11 protein-coding genes are annotated in these 17539 nt (G+C 69.4%); 3 read left to right on the forward strand and 8 right to left on the reverse strand.

What is annotated here, in order from left to right:
- Positions 1–3: 3 nt before the first annotated feature.
- Entirely contained in the window at positions 4–774 is a 771-nt protein-coding gene (locus tag ACFWXQ_RS37205) for an ABC transporter ATP-binding protein (protein WP_383945233.1), read from the reverse strand.
- A 181-nt stretch (positions 775–955) separates the two neighbouring features.
- On the opposite strand from ACFWXQ_RS37205, the gene ACFWXQ_RS37210 reads away from it, so the two are divergent.
- Both ACFWXQ_RS37210 and ACFWXQ_RS37215 read left to right on the forward strand, forming a co-directional pair.
- Positions 956–1996, forward strand: a complete 1041-nt coding sequence (locus ACFWXQ_RS37210) for an ABC transporter substrate-binding protein (protein ID WP_383945236.1) — start codon at positions 956–958, stop codon at positions 1994–1996.
- 1 nt (position 1997) lies between these two features.
- Positions 1998–2765 (forward strand): ABC transporter permease, encoded by a 768-nt coding sequence (locus ACFWXQ_RS37215; protein WP_383945239.1) that lies wholly within the window; start codon positions 1998–2000, stop codon positions 2763–2765.
- An 87-nt stretch (positions 2766–2852) separates the two neighbouring features.
- Here ACFWXQ_RS37215 and ACFWXQ_RS37220 read toward each other — a convergent pair whose 3' ends face one another.
- The 7 genes from ACFWXQ_RS37220 to ACFWXQ_RS37250 form a co-directional block, all read right to left on the reverse strand.
- The gene (locus ACFWXQ_RS37220; RefSeq protein WP_189845186.1) at positions 2853–3566 is read right to left on the reverse strand and encodes a hypothetical protein; all 714 of its coding nucleotides are present in this window, start codon (positions 3564–3566) and stop codon (positions 2853–2855) included.
- A 72-nt stretch (positions 3567–3638) separates the two neighbouring features.
- Positions 3639–5969, reverse strand: coding sequence for a glycoside hydrolase N-terminal domain-containing protein (locus ACFWXQ_RS37225; RefSeq protein ID WP_383945243.1), 2331 nt, complete (start codon positions 5967–5969; stop codon positions 3639–3641).
- Complete coding sequence (locus tag ACFWXQ_RS37230; protein ID WP_383945246.1) at positions 5966–8062, reverse strand: DUF4434 domain-containing protein; 2097 nt, start codon at positions 8060–8062, stop codon at positions 5966–5968. Before ACFWXQ_RS37230 ends, ACFWXQ_RS37225 begins: the two co-directional genes overlap by 4 nt.
- The gene (locus ACFWXQ_RS37235; RefSeq protein WP_383945249.1) at positions 8059–10284 is read right to left on the reverse strand and encodes a 1,4-beta-glucanase; all 2226 of its coding nucleotides are present in this window, start codon (positions 10282–10284) and stop codon (positions 8059–8061) included. Before ACFWXQ_RS37235 ends, ACFWXQ_RS37230 begins: the two co-directional genes overlap by 4 nt.
- A 156-nt stretch (positions 10285–10440) precedes the next feature.
- Positions 10441–11397, reverse strand: coding sequence for a carbohydrate ABC transporter permease (locus ACFWXQ_RS37240; RefSeq protein ID WP_383945252.1), 957 nt, complete (start codon positions 11395–11397; stop codon positions 10441–10443).
- On the reverse strand, positions 11394–12467 hold the full coding sequence (locus ACFWXQ_RS37245) for an ABC transporter permease (RefSeq protein WP_383945255.1): 1074 nt from the start codon (positions 12465–12467) through the stop codon (positions 11394–11396). The genes ACFWXQ_RS37240 and ACFWXQ_RS37245 overlap by 4 nt, the downstream gene beginning before the upstream one ends.
- Before the next feature lie 26 nt (positions 12468–12493).
- Positions 12494–14179, reverse strand: coding sequence for an extracellular solute-binding protein (locus ACFWXQ_RS37250; RefSeq protein ID WP_383945258.1), 1686 nt, complete (start codon positions 14177–14179; stop codon positions 12494–12496).
- 384 nt (positions 14180–14563) lie between these two features.
- On the opposite strand from ACFWXQ_RS37250, the gene ACFWXQ_RS37255 reads away from it, so the two are divergent.
- Positions 14564–17464 (forward strand): glycoside hydrolase family 3 C-terminal domain-containing protein, encoded by a 2901-nt coding sequence (locus ACFWXQ_RS37255; RefSeq protein WP_383945261.1) that lies wholly within the window; start codon positions 14564–14566, stop codon positions 17462–17464.
- Positions 17465–17539 lie beyond the last annotated feature (75 nt).

Raw genomic sequence — 17539 nt, forward strand, 5'->3', positions numbered from 1 at the left:
CGCTCACACTCCCGTCTTATGGCTGGCCAGCAGCAGGTCGTGCAACTCGGCCCGGCAGCGGGCGAGTTCGGCGGCGTGTGCGTCGTGGCCCAGGGAGCGGGGCCGGGGTACCAGGACGTCGAGGACCGTACGGACCTGGCCGGGGCGCGGGCTGAGCACCACGACCCGGTCGGCGAGCAGGACCGCCTCCTCGATGGAGTGGGTGACGAGGACGACCGTGGCGGCGTACTCCATGTGCACGCGTTGCAGCACCTCGCACAACTCCTCGCGGGTCAGGGCGTCCAGGGCCGAGAAGGGCTCGTCCATCAGCATCACGCGCGGCCGCTGGATCAGTGAGCGGCACAGGGCCACGCGTTGCTGCATGCCGCCGGACAACTCGTGCGGCAGGCGTTTGTGGAAGGGGGCGTCCAGGCCGACGGTGGACAGCAACTGCCGTGCGGTTTCCCGATGTCCGGATCGTGGTCGGCCGTGTACCTGGATGGGCAGCAGGACGTTGTCGAGCACCGACCGCCAGGGAAGCAGGGCCGGGCGCTGGAAGAGGATGACGACGTCCCTGCGCGGTTCCCGCACGGGCTCGTCCGCGATCCGTACCTCGCCGGAGGAGGCCGGGAGCAGTCCGGCGATCACCCGCAACAGGGTGGACTTGCCGCAGCCGGAACGGCCCAGGACCGCCACGAACTCGCCGTCCCCGACGTCCAGTTCGATGCCGCGCAGGGCCTCCACGGTCCCCCTGCGGCCGTTGAAACTCTTCGACACGCCGCGCACTCGGATCACGGGCTGCCCTCCATCACCGGTTCACCTTGAGTGGTAGCGGTAGCGGTAGCGGTAGCGGTAGCGGTACGGCCGAGGATAGGGCGGCGCAATCCGTGATCAACCACCTCGGTCGATGTTTGTTACATGACAACCAGGTCTTCGGTATCGACAACTTCCGGCTCAACAGCTCCACTTGAGAGCCATGAGACGGAATACGCGGTTACCCGCCGCGCTCCTGGCCGTCCTGATGACGGCCGCACTCTCCACGGCCTGCGGATCCGACGACGACAACAAAGGCAAGGGCGCGTCCTCGTCCGGCGGTTCCTCGCCCGACAAGGTCACCTACATCACCGGTTTCGGCACCTTCGGGCGTGAGGCGTACGCCTATGTCGCCCAGGACAAGGGCTACTTCAGCGACGCCGGCGTCTCGGTCACCATCCAGCCGGGGCAGGGCAGCGCCATCAGCCTGGCGGCGCTGGCCGGCGGGCGGGCGCAGTTCGCGCCCGTCGACCTCAGCAGCACGATCATGCAGGTCGGCGGCGGCAAGGTGTCCGGCGTGACCGCGGTCGCGGCCGTCCACCAGACCACGGACGCCGCCGTGATGGCGCTGGCCGACAGCGGCATCAGCAAGCCCGCGGACCTGGAGGGCAAGAAGATCGCGGACCCGGCCGGTTCGGTCATCGGGGCCCTCTTCCCGGCATACGCGAAGCTCGCCGGATTCGACGCCGACAAGGTCGACTTCGTCAACCTCGAACCCCAGCAGCTCGGGGTCAACCTCGCGGCCGGCAAGGTCGACGCGGTCGGCCAGTACCGGGTGGGCCGCCCGAACATCGAGAACGCCGTCAAGGGCAAGCAGGTCGTGGTCCTGCCGTTCGGCAAGTTCCTGACCGAGAGCTACGGCTCGGCCATCACGACCACCACGAAGATCGCCGAGGAGGACCCGGACCTGGTCAGACGCTTCACATCGGCGCTGCTCAAGGGCATGCGCTACGCGATCGACCACCCGGAGGAAGCGGCCGCGGTGCTGGCGAAGAAGCACCCGACCGTCAACGAGAAAGCCGCCGCCGCGGAGATCGAACTGGTCGGCGAGGCCGTACAGCCCAAGGACGACGGGGCGCCGATCGGCACGATGGACCGGGAACGGGTGGCCGGGGCGATCAAGGCGCTGGTGGACGCCGGGGCGGTCAAGTCCGGTCTGACGCCCGAGCAGTTGGTCTCCTTCGATCTGGTGCCGAAGTCCTGAAGTGCTCAGGCGGGTGATGGAGTTCGGCTGGCCCGTGCTCGGGCTGGCCGCCGCGATCGGTGCCTGGGCACTGGCCGTGGTCGTGTTCGACGTACCGGAGATCGTCCTGCCGTCACCGGCCGACGTGCTGGACGCCTTCCTCCGCGTGCCCGGCTATCTGCTGGGCGAGGCGGTCACCACGCTCGTCGTCATCGTGCTGGGCTTCGCGCTGGCCGTGGTGGCGGGGCTGGTGATCGGGGTGGCGATCGCGGCGTCGCGGATCGTGGAGCTGATGTTCTCGCCGCTCCTGGTCGCGTTCAACGCGGTGCCCAAGGTGGCGCTGGCCCCGCTGCTGGTGGTGTGGATGGGCTTCGGACAGCAGCCGAAGGTCGTCATGGCACTGCTCGTCTGCTTCTTCCCCGTCGTGTTGTCGGTCGCGGGCGGGCTCACCTCGACGCCGGTCGAACTCGTCGAGCTGGCGCGGTCGTTGCGTGCCTCTCGCACCCAGACGTTCCTCAGGTTCCGCTTCCCGAGCGCGCTGCCGCAGATCTTCGTCGGGCTGAAGGTCGCCATGCCGCTGTCGGCCGTCGGCGCGGTCATCGGCGAGTTCAGCGCCGGGGACGAGGGGCTCGGCTTCGTCGTCGTGCAGTCCGGGGCGAACTCCGACACCGCGCTGGCGTTCGCCGCGATCGCCCTGCTCGGTGTGATGAGTGTGGCGCTGTTCTACGCGCTGGTGCTCGCGGAGCGGACGCTGCTGCCGTGGGTGAGGGAGACGACGTCGCAGCGGTAGGCGCAGAGATGTGCGCAGCCCGGGCCGGCCCCGCGTGGGGGACGGCGCCGACCCGGGCGTACGGTCACCAGCCGGTGACGGCGGGGCTCAACTGCTGGAAACGGTCAGGTTGTTGGTCGCGAAGTCCAGACCGCCGGACGACGAGGTGATCTCGAAGCCGAACTGCACGTCGCCGATGGTCTCGTTGCCCATCCAGCCCTTGGTGTCCTTGATCCACTTGAGGATCGGCAGGACGTTGACGGTCCCGGAGTTCGAGTCCGAGGTGCGCAGGAACGAGAAGACCTCGTTGGCACCGTTGTTGCCCTTGTAGACGGTCCAGGTGTGGCCGCCCAGGGTCACGTTGCCCTGCGAGGTGCCCAACGGGCCGACGGCTCCGTTGTAGTTGACCCAGAGCATGATCTCGTAGTCGTAGTCGGTGTCCCAGATGTCGTACGAGGTGTTGTACGCGCCCGAGGACGGCACGGTGACGTTGTAGCTGCTGCTGAGCGAACCGAGCGAGGTGATCGTCTTGTTGACCACCTTCTTCGAGTTCGGGTACGACTTGATGCCGCCGGTGTTGGGGTGGTTGGCCCAAACTCCCCAGTTGGTACCGGAGTTGGCCCAGATGCACTGGCTGCCGGCGCCGGAGCCCCAGATGTTGTTGTAGAGCGTGTAGCCGTTCAGGCTGGTGTTGCCCCACTGGTCGCAGGAGTTCCAGACGGCCGCCGAGGCGGGCGCGGAGGCGAGGCCGATGGTGGCGCCGAGAGCGAGCGCCGGAGCCAGGAGTGCTTTGGTGATCCGGGTCAGCGTGCGTGTTGCCATGGTGTCCCTTCCATGGGTGGGGGGGTGTGGGGGTTCGAACTGCTGTGGATCTGGTGCGGATCTGCTGTGGATCTACTGCGGCCCCAGGGTGAGGACGCAGTCTTCTCCGGCTCGCAGGTGGAGCGGTCGCGCTCCGGAGGAAGTCCTGAGGTCGACGCGGTGGGTCCGGGTGGGCCGTACCACCGCGCGGGCTCCCGCCGGGCTCCAGCCGAGGTCGACCTCGGCGCCGAACCTCGTCCGTACGCCCCGGAGTTCACCCTCCGGGAACTCGGCGGGCAGTGCGGGCAGGAGGACCAGCCGGTCGGGGGTCGACTGGATCAGCGTCTCGACGATCACGGCGGGCAGGGCGTGGGCGGCGTCCGCGTTGTAGACGTCGCGGCGGGGATAGTGCGCGCTCATCAGCGAGGCGTGGAAGAAGTCGCCCTCCAGCACCTGGCCGAGCGCGTGCGCGACCCGCTCACCGTCGCGCAACCGGGCCGCGACCAACGCGTGGTGCAGATGGCCGTGAGCGGAGTCGTTCTCGGCACCCCTCAGTTCGAGCGCCCGGTGCGCGGCGGCCGCCAGATCCGGGGTGTCGTACGGATTGATCTCGTCGAGCGGCCACACGCCGTACAGATGGCTGAGGTGCCGGTGGTCGTACGTGTCGTCGAGGCCGGGCCACGCCCACTCGGCGAGCGCTCCGTCGTCGTTGATGCGGTGCGGGGGCAGCCGCTCGGCGAGCGCGCGCCGGCGGTCGGCGTCCGGTCCCGGGTGGTACGCGGCCGCCGTGAGCAGGGCGTGCCGGGCCGCCGAGAGGTCCATGGCGGCGTTGATCGCGCCCCAGCTCGCGTTCGCCGGGCGGTTCTCGGGCGAGTAGGAGGGTACGACGACGAGTCGGCCGTTCTCGTCGGTCCGGGTGAGGAAGTCCTCGTAGAACAGGGCGAGTTCGGCGAGTGCCGCCGCCAGCCGTGGGTCGCGCTCTCCGCGTGTCTCGTCGTGGTCGACGAGTGGCTTGAGCAGCCAGTCGGCGCCCGCCGTCCACAGGTGCAGGGGATATTCGCGGCTGAAGTGGTACGTGTGCCCGGACTCGCCGTCCGTGTGCGGTGGGGCGACGATGCCTCGGGTGCCGAAGACGGCCCGGGCGTTGTCCCGCCAGTGCGGCAACTGCCCCTGGATCAGGGAGGCGTGGGCCTCGACGACCTCGGGCAGCGCGCCCGCGACGGCCGACGCCGTCTGCAGATTGAGGTTGGCGTCCGTGGTGAACGCGCCGGACCACGCCGTGTCCCAGTCGCTGGTCCACAGCCCCGTGAGCCTCGGCGGCAGCATCCCGGCGGAGGACAGCAGGTGGTAACGGCCGGCCGCGAAGAGCCGTTCGAGCAGTGCGGGGCTCTTGGGACGCTTGAGCAACTCCGAGCCGGGGAGGGCACGTTCGGCGTCATCCGCGTCCAGAGTGAGGGAGACGCGGTTGTACGCGGTGCGGTGGAGGTCCAGGTGGCGCTCAAGGAGGCTGCCGTACGACTCCTCACCGTCCCTGCCGTCCTGAAGCAGGCCGTCCGGAAGCAAGCCGTCCGGAAGCAGACCGTCCGGAAGCAGCTCGCGCAGAGCCTGCGTCTCCGCCACGGTGTCCGGTTCCCCGGTGTGCCGCCGCACCCGGGTCAGCAGCAGGACCGACTCGGCCCCGGTCACACGGATCCCGGGCGGGGTCAGCGTCGTACGGCCGCCGGTGACGACCGCGAGCGTCACTCCCGTGTACGCGCGGTCGCTGCCGGGATAGCGGGCGCTCAGGGTGAGCACGGCGCCCTCGGGCGTGAGGATCACCCCGTCGCCGACCGCCAGCCCTTCGGGGGCGCCGGGGAGCCGGTGGTCCAGCGCGATGTCCGCGGTGAGGCCGGGAGAGGTGACGTGCTGGACGATCACGTCGTCCGCGCGTGAGACGAAGACACGGCTGCTCCAGCCCGTGCAGACCGCCTCGACGACGCCCGTGGTGAAGTCGACCGAGCGACGGTAGCCGCGCTGCCCGTCGGCGAGCCTGCGCAGCCGCACCTGGAAGGCGGGGTGGAAGGGCTGCACCCACTGCAGCGGGCGCCCGTCTGTGAACTCCTCGGCCGCGGTCAGGTCTCCGGCGAGCAACCTGTCCTGGAGTGCGGGCAGTTGGTCCGCCAGCTCCGGGGGCCTGGCGTGCTCGCCGCCGTTGGGGCGGACCAGGGTGTGGTGCGTGACGATCACACGGTCGTCGTTCGGATCACCGAACACCATGGCGCCGTGACGGCCGTTGCCGCTGAGGAAGGTGTCCTCCCAGCGGAGGGCCGGGCGCGGCTCCCAGGTGGCGTGCGGCGAGGGCGAGAGTGGGGATGTGGATGAGGGCGAGGATGTGGGTGAGGGCGATGGTGAGGGTGAGGGTGAGTGGGATGCGTCGGCGCTCACGGTGAAAGCACCGCCGCTCCGAGACGCCCCAACTCCATTACGCCCGCGACCTGTTGACCGGTGAGCAGGTCCCGATACGTCCCCGGCACCTGCACGGTGACCGCCTCGCGCCCGTGGTTGAGCACGAAGAGCACGTCTCCGCGGCGGACGGCCTCGACCTGCGGGGGAAGCCCGTCGAGCACCGGCCGCACACCCGCGCCGGACGCCAGGCCCGCCAACAGCTCGCGCAGCGTGGCGGGTTCGGGCAGTGTGGAGACGTACCAGGCACGCTCCTTGCGCAACACAGCCGGCATCCCGTCGAGTTCGCCGCCCTTGTAGCGGGCTTCCGCGACCGCGCCCTCCTCGGCCTCGATCTCCTCGGACCACAACGTGCCCCGGAACCCGTCACATTCGGCGGTCTCCCGCGCGTCCAGCGGCCACCACTCGTGCAGGGTTCGGATGCCGAAGAGCTCCCGCAGCCGCTCGTCCATGCCGCCGGGCCGTACCCGGTCGTCCTCGTCGGCGACACCGGTGAGGAAGCCGCTGACGAGGGTGCCGCCACCTCGTACGTACGCGACGAGGTTGTCGATCGCCGCGTCGGTGAGCAGGTAGAGCTGCGGCACGACGATCAGCCGGTAGGCGGACAGGTCGTGCTCCGGGTGTGCGAAGTCCGTGGTGATGTGGGCCTCCCACAGGGCGCGGTGCCAGGCTCGCACGACCTGCGGATGGTCGACCTCGGAGGAGAGACGGCCCTCCTGCGCACCGGCCCACCAGGCGTTCCATTCGTGGAGGATCGCGACGTCCGCCGTCGAGTGACTGCCCGTCACCTCGCCGCCAATGCAGGCGAGTTCGGCGCCGAGCTGCTTGACCTCCTGGTAGGTGCGGCCCTGCTCCCCCGCGTGACTGACCATGCCGGAGTGGAACTTCTCCGCGCCCTGGCGGGACTGCCGCCACTGGAAGTAGCAGACGGCGTCGGCGCCCCGGGCGACGGCCTGGAGCGACCAGAGGCGGTTGAGGCCGCGCGGCTTGGGGTGGTTGACGCCCCGCCAGTTCACGGGTCCGGCGGCCTGCTCCATCAGCATCCACGGTCCGCGGGCCTGGGAGCGGGTCATGTCCTGGATGAGCGCGCCGTTCTGGGCGCCGAAGGGGTCGCGCGGGTCGGGATAGATGTCGACGGAGACGACGTCCTCCGCCGCCGCCCACTTCCAGGCGTCCTGACCGACCCACATCGGCATGAAGTTGGTGGTCACCGGGATGTGCGGGGAGTGCCGGCGGACGATGTCGCGCTCGGCGACGTAACACTCCAGGAGCATGTCGGAGGTGTAGCGCTTGAAGTCCAGCACCTGGCTGGGGTTCTTCATGTAGTGGGCGTGCCGCGGCGGCAGGATCTCCTCCCAGTCGCCGTAGCCCTGACTCCAGAAGGCCGTTCCCCAGGCCGAGTTGAGGGCGTCGAGCGTGCCGTACTTGTCCCTGAGCCAGCGGCGGAAGGTGGCGGCGGCCTCGTCGCCCCAGTCGTAGGTGCAGTACTCGTTGTTGATGTGCCACATCGTGAGGGCCGGGTGGCTGCCGTAGCGGGCGGCCAGGTCCTCGGTGATCGCGGCGGCGTACCGGCGGTAGGTGGCGCTGGAGTGCGAGAAGTGCTGGCGCCCGCCCCACCACTCGGTGCGGCCGTCCTCGTCACGGGGCAGTGTGTCCGGGTGGAGGCGGCCCATCCAGGGCGGGGGCGAGGTGGTGGGCGTGGCGAGGACGACCCCGATGCCGTTCTCGTGCATGAGGTCCATCAGCCGGTCCAGCCAGCCGAACTCCCGCTCCCCCGGCTTTGGTTCGAGCTTCGCCCACGAGAAGACGCCGAGCGTGACGGAGTTGACGCCGGCCGCTTTCATGAGGCGTACGTCCTCGTGCCAGGTCTCCTCGGGCCACTGCTCGGGGTTGTAGTCGCCGCCGAAGAGAATGCGGCCGCGGGTGGCGTCGGTTAGGCCGGGAGGGCCTGGGGTCGTCGGAGCCGGAGCCGGAGCCGAAGCCGGAGCCGGGGCCGGGTTCGCGTTCGGGGGGTTCGGGTTCGGGTCCGGCTTCAGGTCCTGGTCCGGGTCCGGGTTCACGTTCGAGTGGCTCATCGGAGAGGCTCCCCGTACTGGATGCCGCGCCCGTTGGTCGCCAGGTACACCCGGCCGTACACGCGCGGGTCACCGACGACGACCTCGCCGGTCCAGCCCCACTGGTGGGCGTCGTCGTTGATCCGCGTCCAGGTCTTCGCCTCGTCGTCGGAGCGGTACACGGCGGTGATGGTGTCCGTCGAGCCGACCTGGTAGATCGCGGGGTAGTCGGCGCCGTCGGCGGCCTTGCCGAAACCGAGCGTGTACGAGGCCCAGCAGCTGGCCACCTTTGAGAAGCTCGCCCCGCCGTCGGTTGACCGGTAGAGCCCGTTCCACTTGGTGGAGAGCCACAGGTCACCGCTCCGCCCGGGCGCGGCGACGAGCTTGAACTGGGCGTCCCCGGCTGGCAGTCCACCCGCACGGGCCGTGAACGAACGGCCACTGTCAGTGCTGGCGAGTAGCGTTCCTGTGTCGGTGTCGTATGCGTAGAAGTGCGTCGGGTCGGCCGGGTCGGCGACCGGCGTGGCGCCCTTCGGGAAGGAGGAGATCTCGGACCAGGTCGTGCCGCTGTCGGTGGACCGGTGGGCTGCGTACTTCGTGCCGTCCCAGTGCACGAAGGACCACAGCAGCGCGCTGCCGTCGGCGTTGGCGGCGATCGGCCCCGGTGCGTTCTTGGCGATGTCGGGCTGGGCCTCGAAGGGCGCCCAGGTCTGTCCGCCGTCGTTCGAGTAGGCGCCGTTGCCGTGGTCGCCCCATCCGCTGCGCACCACGTACGACGGCCTGGCCGCGGCCTGCGCGAGTCCCGTCGCCGACCCGAACACGGGGTTCGCCGCCATGCCGCGCGCCGGCGACGCCGTGAGCCGCTCGTGGTACATCACGCCGATGTCCCGCGAGCCGCTGAGCAGGTGCGCCTCCCCGGCCGGGGGCGACACCAGCTGCACCACGGATGCCTCCTCCAGGCCCCGGATCTGCGGCGCCCAGCGCTTCAGATCGCGGGTGCCGTAGAGGGTCGCCCCGGTCCCGTACACGATGTGCTTCGAGTCGTACGGGTCCACGGCCAGCGCCTGGATCCACCAGCCGAACTTCGGCTTGTCGTCGCCCCACTTGAGGTAAGGAGTCTCGGACACGTCGAACACAGCAGCGTCCTTGAGGGACGTCCAGGTACGGCCGCCGTTCGTGGTGCGGTACACGGTGTCGATGTCGGCCCAGCGGTTGTTGGTGGAGACGACGAGGGTGCCCGGGCGGCGGGCGTCCACGGCGACCCCGCCGTAGCCGAAGGTGTCGGCGGAGCCGTCGTCCGTCGTGCCACCCGGCTTCACGGGGGTCACATCGGCCCACTTGCCGGTCGCGGTGCGCAGCCTGTGCACGCTGCCGTCGGACTGGCCGTTGGGTCCGGGCGCGTTGGCGTAGGTCACGTACAGCTCGCGGGTGTGCGTGTCGTACGCGGCACGGATCGGCACCTTGGCAGCGGTGCCGGACGGCTGCCCGGGAACGGCCTCCCACGCCGTCCCGTCGGCCGTGCGGTACAGGTTCGCCGTGCCCGAGGTGCCGTCACCGTCACCCCAGCCGGCGTAGACGGCCCGCCCGGCGGCGACGAGGAACACGACGCCCTGCCCGGAAGCGCTCGCCTTCGCCGGAAACCCGCTCACGGCGGCCCAGGTGACCCCACGGTCGGTGGACTTCAGCAATCCGTCGTGCCGCGTCCCCAGCCACAGCGTGTCGCTGTCCCGCGGATCGACCAGCAGCCGCTCCCCCGCACCCCGCCCGTCCTCATTGGCCCCGAGCTTCACATCGAGATCGGTCCGGCTCCAGGTCGCGCCCCTGTCCTCGGACCGCAGCACCGCACCATTGCCGGCCCACGACTGCGCGTACGTGCCAAGGGCGAGGTAGACCCGCCCGGGGTGCCCGGGGTCGACGGCGATCGCCTCCACACCGAGCAGATTCCAGTCGTCCCACCCGAGGTGATCGGTGAGGGGGGTCCACCGGGAGGCGCGGTCGTCCCAGCGGTAGGCGCCGCCGATGTCCGTACGGGCATAGGCGAGACCACGTACGGAGGGATGGAACAGCACCCCGGTGACGAACCCGGTCCCGCCCATGACCACATTCCGCCACCGGTACGCGGACCCGCCCGCGACCGGGGCGGCCACCGCAGGGCTGACAGCCGCTCCAGAGACAGCAGTGCAAGCCACGGTGGCGGCGGTCCCGGCAAGGACGGCGCGTCTGCTCAGGCGGGGCGTGCGCATGACATACCTCGTTCCAAGAAAGGGGGAAACTTCAAAAGGAGCAGCGGACGACGAGCGCCCCTCAAGGGGCGCGGGGAACTGCGCGACCAGCCACATCCAACCCGCGGCCGAAAAACAGCCCAACAATCCCAAGCCAAGCCAGAAGGGGGACGCAAGTCACCCCTTGACCGCACCGGTCAGCATGCCCTTCTTGAAATGCCGCTGTACAAACGGCGAAAGCACCGCGACCGGCAGCAACGCCATCACCATCACAGCCATCTGAATCGCGAGGGACGACAACTGCCCGGTGTTGACCTGGGTCGCAAGCCCCACCGGCCGTTCCTGCTTCTGGACCAGCTGGATCATGACGTTCTGCAACGGCATCATGTCCTGGTCAGTGAGATAGATGGACGCGTTGAACCACGCACTCCAGTACCCCACCGCATAGAACAGCGAAATCACCGCGATCACCGCCCGCGACAACGGCATGACGATTTTCCACAGAATCCGCCAGTCACCGGCACCGTCGATCCGCGCGCTGTCGATGAGTTCGGGCGAGATGCCCATGAAGAAAGACCGCAGCACAAGAATGTTGAAGACGCTCACCGCGCTGGGCAGGATCAGCGCCAGATAGGTGTCGGTGAGACCGAGCGCCTGCACCAGCAGATAGGTCGGAATCAGCCCCGCACCGAAGAACATCGTGGCCAGCAGCGTCATCAGGATCCACCGGTGCCCGAGCGACCCGCTCCGCGAGAGCCCGTACGCGCACAGCACCGACACCGCCATGCTGAACACCGTGCCGACGAGGGTGACACCGAGGCTGACGAGTGCCGCGCGCTGCACCTGGCCGCCGCTGAGCAGCTCCTGGTAGGCGATGAACGTGATGCCCTTGGGGATCACGACCAGGCCGCCCGCCTCGTCGATGGTCTTCTTCGACTGGAGGCTGGTGACGATGACGATCCAGAGAGGGAAGAGGATCGCGAGGCCCGCGATGGTGAGGACCAGGCCCTTGGAGGCGAGGCCGACCTGGCTGGGCTTCTCCTCCCAGGGCGGCCGGGGCGGAGCCGCCCAACGGCCCGGTCGCCGATCGCGCTTCACGGCGGCCTCGGTCGGCTTGTCGATGAGAGCGGTCACTTCTTGTACACCCCCTGCTCGCCCATGAGATGAGCGACCTTGTTGGCCACGAGGACGAGGGTCAGACCGACGATGCCCTTGATCAGACCGGCGGCGGCCGCGTAGCTGAAGTCCTGGTTGCGGATGCCGTTCCACCACACATAGGTGTCGAGGACCTCGGAGGCTTCGGGGCCCACCGCCTGTCTCTGGAGCAGCAGTTGCTCGAACCCGACGGTGAGGGCGTCACCGACGCGCAGCACCAGCAGCAGCGCGATCACCGGGCGCAGTGCGGGCAGCGTGATGTGCCACATGCGGCGCCAGCGGTTGGCGCCGTCCATCGCGGCGGCCTCGTACAGGTCGTTCGACACGGACGACAGCGCGGCGAGGAAGACGATGATGCCCCAGCCCGCGTCCTTCCAGACGCTCTGGAGCGTGACGAGGTACTTGAAGCTCTCCGGGTCCGTCATCAGGTCGAACCCGGTGCTTCCGTGGTCGGCGAGCGTCTGCGCGATGACGCCGGCGCCGCCGAAGATCTGCTGGAAGACGGTGACGACGAGCACCCAGGAGAAGAAGTGCGGCAGATACATGATCGCCTGGGCCATCGCGCGCACCCGGGGCCTGAGCACGCTGTTGATGAGCAGCGCGAGCAGGATCGGTATCGGGAAGAAGAGCACGAGCTGGAGGAAGAACAGGACGAAGGTGTTCTGCACGGCATGCCAGAACTCGGAGTCGGCGAAGACCCGGTCGAACTGCTCGAAGCCCACCCAGGGGCTCTGCAGCATGGCGACGAAGCCGTTGTCGCTCAGGTAGGGGTCGTAGTCCTGGAAGGCGACGACGTTGCCGAACACCGGTATGTAGTTGAAGACGAGGATGAGCAGGATCGCCGGCACCGTCATCAGGATGAGCGTGCGGTCGCGCCGCAGCCGGATCCGCAGACTCACCTTCCCGGAAAGCCCGTCGCCCTTGGCCTTGCTCCTGCCCCTGCTCTTTCCCGGTTTCACCGCCCCGGGCGCCTCCGCCGACGGAGGCGCCCCGTCCTTCGCCTGCGTCTTCGCCTGGGCCCTGCCCCGGGGCACCGTGCTGTGCGACACGGCCTTCTCCTTGCCTCGGTCCGGCGTCAGTTCGCCGAGGAGCCGTTGTCGTCGAGCAGCTTCTTGTACCAGTCGCGCAGCTTGTCGCCGCCCTGCTGCTTCCAGTCGGAGACGGCCTGCTGGACGTCGCTGACCTTCTTGCGGCCCCGTACGACGTCGTCCTCCAACTGCTCGAAGTCGTCGGCGAGGTTGGACCAGCGGTTCGGCTCGGTGACGGTGAGCCCGTAGAAGGAGGACTTCTTGGTGAAGGCGCCCATCCGCTGCTGCCACTCGACCATGCCCTTGGTGACCTCGGGGAGGTCGGGGTGCGCGACGAAGGGCGCCGCGTCACCGGTGTAGTCGAAGGCGCCGTTGACCTCGTTGACGCCCTTCTCGGTCTTGGTGGGCAGGCCCTTCTTGACCTCGAAGTCGGTTCCCTCGACGCCGAAGTTGGTGAGCATGAACTCCGTGGTGCCGTACGGCGCGGCACAGAAGTTGGCGATGGCGAGGAAGTCCTTGATCTGTGTCTTGGACGCCTTCTTGCTGATGAAGGTGAAGATGTTGGCGGGCTGGACCGCCCACAGGCTCGGGTCGCCGCCGTCGGGGCCGAAGATGTCGAACGCGGCCATGTCGAAGTCCGGGTTCTGGGTGAGCTGTTCGGACATCTTGCCCCACCAGGAGGAGATGTTCTGGTTGTAGACGAGCACCTCGCCCGCGCTGAACCGGTTGCCCGCGTCGCCGCCGGCCTTGCCCGACCGCGCGTCGGGGTGGACCACGTCGGCCGCGTACAGCTTCCGTGTCCATTCCAGGGCTTCGAGGTACGCGTCGGTCTCGACGCGGTTGATCAGCTTGCCGCCTTCGAGGTTCCACCACAGCGCCTTGTCGCTGCCGGACAGGACGCCGAAGATGTTGAACGACGTCCACTTCATGTCGTCGCAGGCCCAGACCTTGGACTTGGCGTCGGTGGCCTCCTTGGCCCAGGACAGGAACTCGTCGGGGCTCTTCGGGACGCTGTACCCCTTCGCCTCGAAGAGGTCCCTGCGGTAGAGGGGCGCGATGTCGGTGACGTACGACGCGGGCATCGGGATCGCGCGCAACTGGCCGCCGAAGATGGAGCGTTGCCACGCGTCGGTCGGGACGGCCGCGAGGTTCGGGTAGTCCTTGACCGCGTCGCCGGACAGATACGGGCCGAGGTCGGCGAACTTGGCGTTGATGGCGCCGGGGATCTTGCCCATCAGGTTCCAGCCGGGCACGACCACCACGTCGGGGATGTCGCTGGAGGCGAGGACCGCGCCGAGCTTCGCGTCGTAGGTGACACCGTCCTGGTTCTGCCAGGTGACGTCGACGCCGATGGCCTTGTTCATGGCCTGGTAGTACGGGTTGCTCCCCGACGGAGGAGTGCCCCAGAAGGGCGCCATGACCTTGAGCCCGCCGCCGCTGCCGAGCTTCTTCTCGACCGAGGTCTTCAGGTCGGCGGTGGCTATCGCCTTGGTGAAGCCCGCGGCCGAGCCGTTCTTCGCCGGGATGTCGGGGCTGACGACGTTTCGCGCCACGAAGGCCGGGAGGAGCTTCTTCGCGTCCTTCCCGGACGTGGTGCCCTCCTTGCGGCCTTCCTGCGAACCGCCGCAGGCGGCCAGCAGCGGCATCCCGCCGGCCACCGCGGCGGTGACGACCGCCGTGGAGGCGAGGAAGCTTCTCCGGCTGGGGGCGGAGGCGGAGGTGTTCGGCGTCATTGCGTCAACCCTTCATGGCGCACAGCAGGACACCCGGCGGTGGGGCCGTCGGCTGCGGTGTCTGAGTGGAACTGGCTGAGCTGAAGCGGACCTCGGAGGTATGCGCACCCTCCGGGGGCGACATCTTCGACTATCGACGAGAGTCGAAGCGCTTCGATGTTGCTGCGAGGTTAAGTGAACACCTGGGGGTGCACAAGAGCCGATTCCAACATTCCTCGGAGGTATAAAGGTCTGAACCGGTCGCTTCCGGCCCTTGGGATGGCGGTGAGGATTCGGAGTTGTTGCGTCTGGGTGTCTTGACACCCACCCCGGAGTCGAATGAGCATCGAAGCGCTTCGAAAGTCCTTCGCCGTTCTCCCGCACCTTCCACAGAGGGATCCTCGCGTGACCGCTCAAACGCCGCCTTTCCGCGACTCTCAGCTGCCGTTTGCGAAGCGCATCGACGATCTTCTGTCGCGGCTCACCCTGGAGGAACGGGTCACGATGCTGCACCAGTTCGGACCCGCGGTGGAGCGGCTCGGTGTCGCCGCGTTCCGCACCGGCCAGGAGGCACTGCACGGGGTCGCCTGGATGGGCCCGGCGACGGTGTTCCCCCAGGCGGTCGGCCTCGGCGCGACCTGGAACGACGAGCTCGTACGCCGGGTCGGCGAGGCGGTCTCCACCGAGGCCCGCGCGATGCGCTCGCGCGACGACCGCGTGGGCCTCAACGTCTGGGCGCCCACGGTCAACCTGCTGCGCCACCCCCTGTGGGGCCGCAACGAGGAGGGCTACTCGGAGGACCCGAAGCTGACCTCGGCGATCGCCACCGCCTACACCCGGGGCCTGCGCGGCGACCACCCCGCGTACTGGCGGACGGCCCCGATCCTCAAGCACTGGCTCGCGCACAACAACGAGACGGACCGGGCGACCGCGTCGAGCTCCGTCCGCCCGCGCGTGCTGCACGAGTACGACCTGCGCGCCTTCCGCGAGACGGTCGAGGCGGGCACGGTGGCCGGCGTGATGCCCGCGTACAACCTGGTCAACGGCCGCCCCAACCATGTGTCGCCGTATCTGCGCGAGCAGCTGCGCACCTGGACGGACCGGGACCTCCTGGTCTGCTCGGACGCGGGCGCGCCCTCGAACCTGGTCGACCACGAGCACTACTTCGACACCCACGAGGAGGCCACGGCCGCCTCCCTGATCGCCGGCGTCGACAGTTTCACGGACCACGGCACGGACAGCTCGCAGATCGTCGAACGCCTCCAGGGAGCCCTGGACCAGGGCCTGTTGACCGAGTCCGACATCGACGCGGCGGTCCGCCGCCAGCTCGCGATCCGCTTCCGCCTCGGCGAGTTCGACCCGCGCCTGGACCCGTACGCCGACGCCAAGGACTTCGACACCCCCGCACATCGCGCCCTCGCGCGGGAAGCCGCGGAACAGGCGATCGTCCTCCTCAAGAACGACGGCCTGCTCCCTCTCACCGGACAGGACACCCGCATCGCCGTGGTGGGCCTCCTCGCCGACGAGTGCAAGCTCGACTGGTACAGCGGCACCCTCATCCACCGCTCCACCCCGCTCGAAGGCCTCTACGAACGCTTCGGCGCCGACCGCGTGGACTTCGCCGAAGGCGTGGACCGCGTACGCCTGAAGACCTCCGCCGGTACGTATCTGAGCGTGCCGCCGGCCGACGACGCGACCGACGAGGTCCGCGGCGCCGAGGGTGCGCTGGACCCGGCCCTCCTCGCGGGCCGCACGGACCTGCCCCCGCTCACCACCGACACCACGGGCACCGAACTCGCGCTGATCGACTGGGGCGGGGGCGTCCTCACCCTGCGCGCCCCCGACGGCCGCTATCTCTCGGTCGCCGACGACGGCTTCGTACGCGCCTCCGCCGACCAGCCCGGCGGCTGGGTCGTCCAGGAGACCTTCCGCCTGGAGCCTCACGGATCGCATGAATCCCTGGCATCCCCTGAATCCCACGGATCCCATGAGGGCGGTCACCTCCTGAAGCATGTCGGTACGGGTCGCTACGTCTCTGTCACCGCCGACGGCGTGAAGGTTGCCGCCGAGAACCCGGAAATCCTCGAACTGGAGATCACGGAACGCGGCGAGGACACGGTGGCCCGCACGGCCGCCTCGGCCGACGTGGTCCTCGTGGTCGCGGGCAACGACCCGCACATCAACGGCCGCGAGACGGAGGACCGCACGACCCTCGCCCTCCCCGCCCACCAGCAGCGACTCCTGGAGGCGGCCCGCGCCGCGAACCCCCGCACGGCCCTGGTGATCACGTCCTCCTACCCGTACGCGACCGATCCGACCGGCCTCCCCGCCGTCCTCTGGACGGCCCACGGCGGCCAGGCGGCCGGCACGGCCCTGGCCCGCGTCCTGGCGGGCGACGTCTCCCCGGCGGGCCGGCTCCCCCAGACCTGGTACGCCTCGGACGCGGACCTCCCCGACCTGCTCGACTACGACGTGATCGGCAGCCGCCAGACGTACCTGTACTTCGAGGGCACCCCGCTCTTCCCCTTCGGCCACGGCCTGTCGTACGCGTCCTTCGAGTACGGGAACCTCGTCGCTCACGTGGGCGAGAGCTCCGTGCGCGTCACCTTCACGGTCACCAACACGGGCGACACACCGGCCGACGAGGTGGCCCAGCTCTACTCCCGTGCCGTGACGCCCTCGGTCTCCCGCCCCCGCCGCGAACTGCTGGCCCACCGCAGGGTCCACGTACTGCCCGGCACCTCAACCGAGCTGACCTTCGAACTCCCGCTGTCCGCCTTCGAGTTCTGGGACGTGGCCCACGGCACCCGACGCCTTGAGCCCGGCCCGTACGAACTCCTCGTGGGCGCGTCCAGCGAGGACGTCCGGCTGCGCGCGACGGTCGAACTGGACGGCCCGCCCGCCACCCCGCGCCCGGTCCTCGAACTCGGCCTGAACGCGGCCGACTTCGACGAGCAGCGGGGCGCGGAGATCGTCGACCGTACGAAGCTGTCGGGCGATGCGGTGACACCGGCGCACGGGAACCACGGCAGCCAGGAGAGCCAGGGGAACACAGCCGAACTGGTCTACCGGGGCTGCGACTTCGGCCCGGCGACCAGGAGGGTCACCGTCGAGGTGTCGGGCGAGGGCTCACTCGAACTGGCCCTGGACGGCGGCCCGGTGATCGCCCGGCTCGATGTCCCGGTCACGTCGGGACCGTACGACTACACCACCGTCGTCGCCCCGTTCGACGCCACCGAGGTCCACGACCTGCACATCGGGCTGCGCGGCCCGGTGCGGCTCGCACACGTCGGCTTCTCCGGCTGAGGGTCCGGACGAGGTACGACAACGGCCGGAGTCCCCGCACAGCGGACTCCGGCCGTGGCATGACGCCTCGCGCCC

Origin of the sequence: Streptomyces sp. NPDC058697 (assembly GCF_042715345.1) — a bacterium.
GTDB classification, from domain to species: Bacteria; Actinomycetota; Actinomycetes; order Streptomycetales; family Streptomycetaceae; genus Streptomyces; species Streptomyces liliifuscus.

What these genes read in the sequence shown, in the direction of transcription:
- ACFWXQ_RS37220 (WP_189845186.1), bottom strand. Translation starts at nt 3,566, where the DNA reads ATGGCAACACGCACGCTGACCCGGATCACCAAAGCACTCCTGGCTCCG.
- ACFWXQ_RS37210 (WP_383945236.1), top strand. Translation starts at nt 956, where the DNA reads ATGAGACGGAATACGCGGTTACCCGCCGCGCTCCTGGCCGTCCTGATG.
- ACFWXQ_RS37235 (WP_383945249.1), bottom strand. Translation starts at nt 10,284, where the DNA reads ATGCGCACGCCCCGCCTGAGCAGACGCGCCGTCCTTGCCGGGACCGCC.
- ACFWXQ_RS37230 (WP_383945246.1), bottom strand. Translation starts at nt 8,062, where the DNA reads ATGAGCCACTCGAACGTGAACCCGGACCCGGACCAGGACCTGAAGCCG.
- ACFWXQ_RS37250 (WP_383945258.1), bottom strand. Translation starts at nt 14,179, where the DNA reads ATGACGCCGAACACCTCCGCCTCCGCCCCCAGCCGGAGAAGCTTCCTC.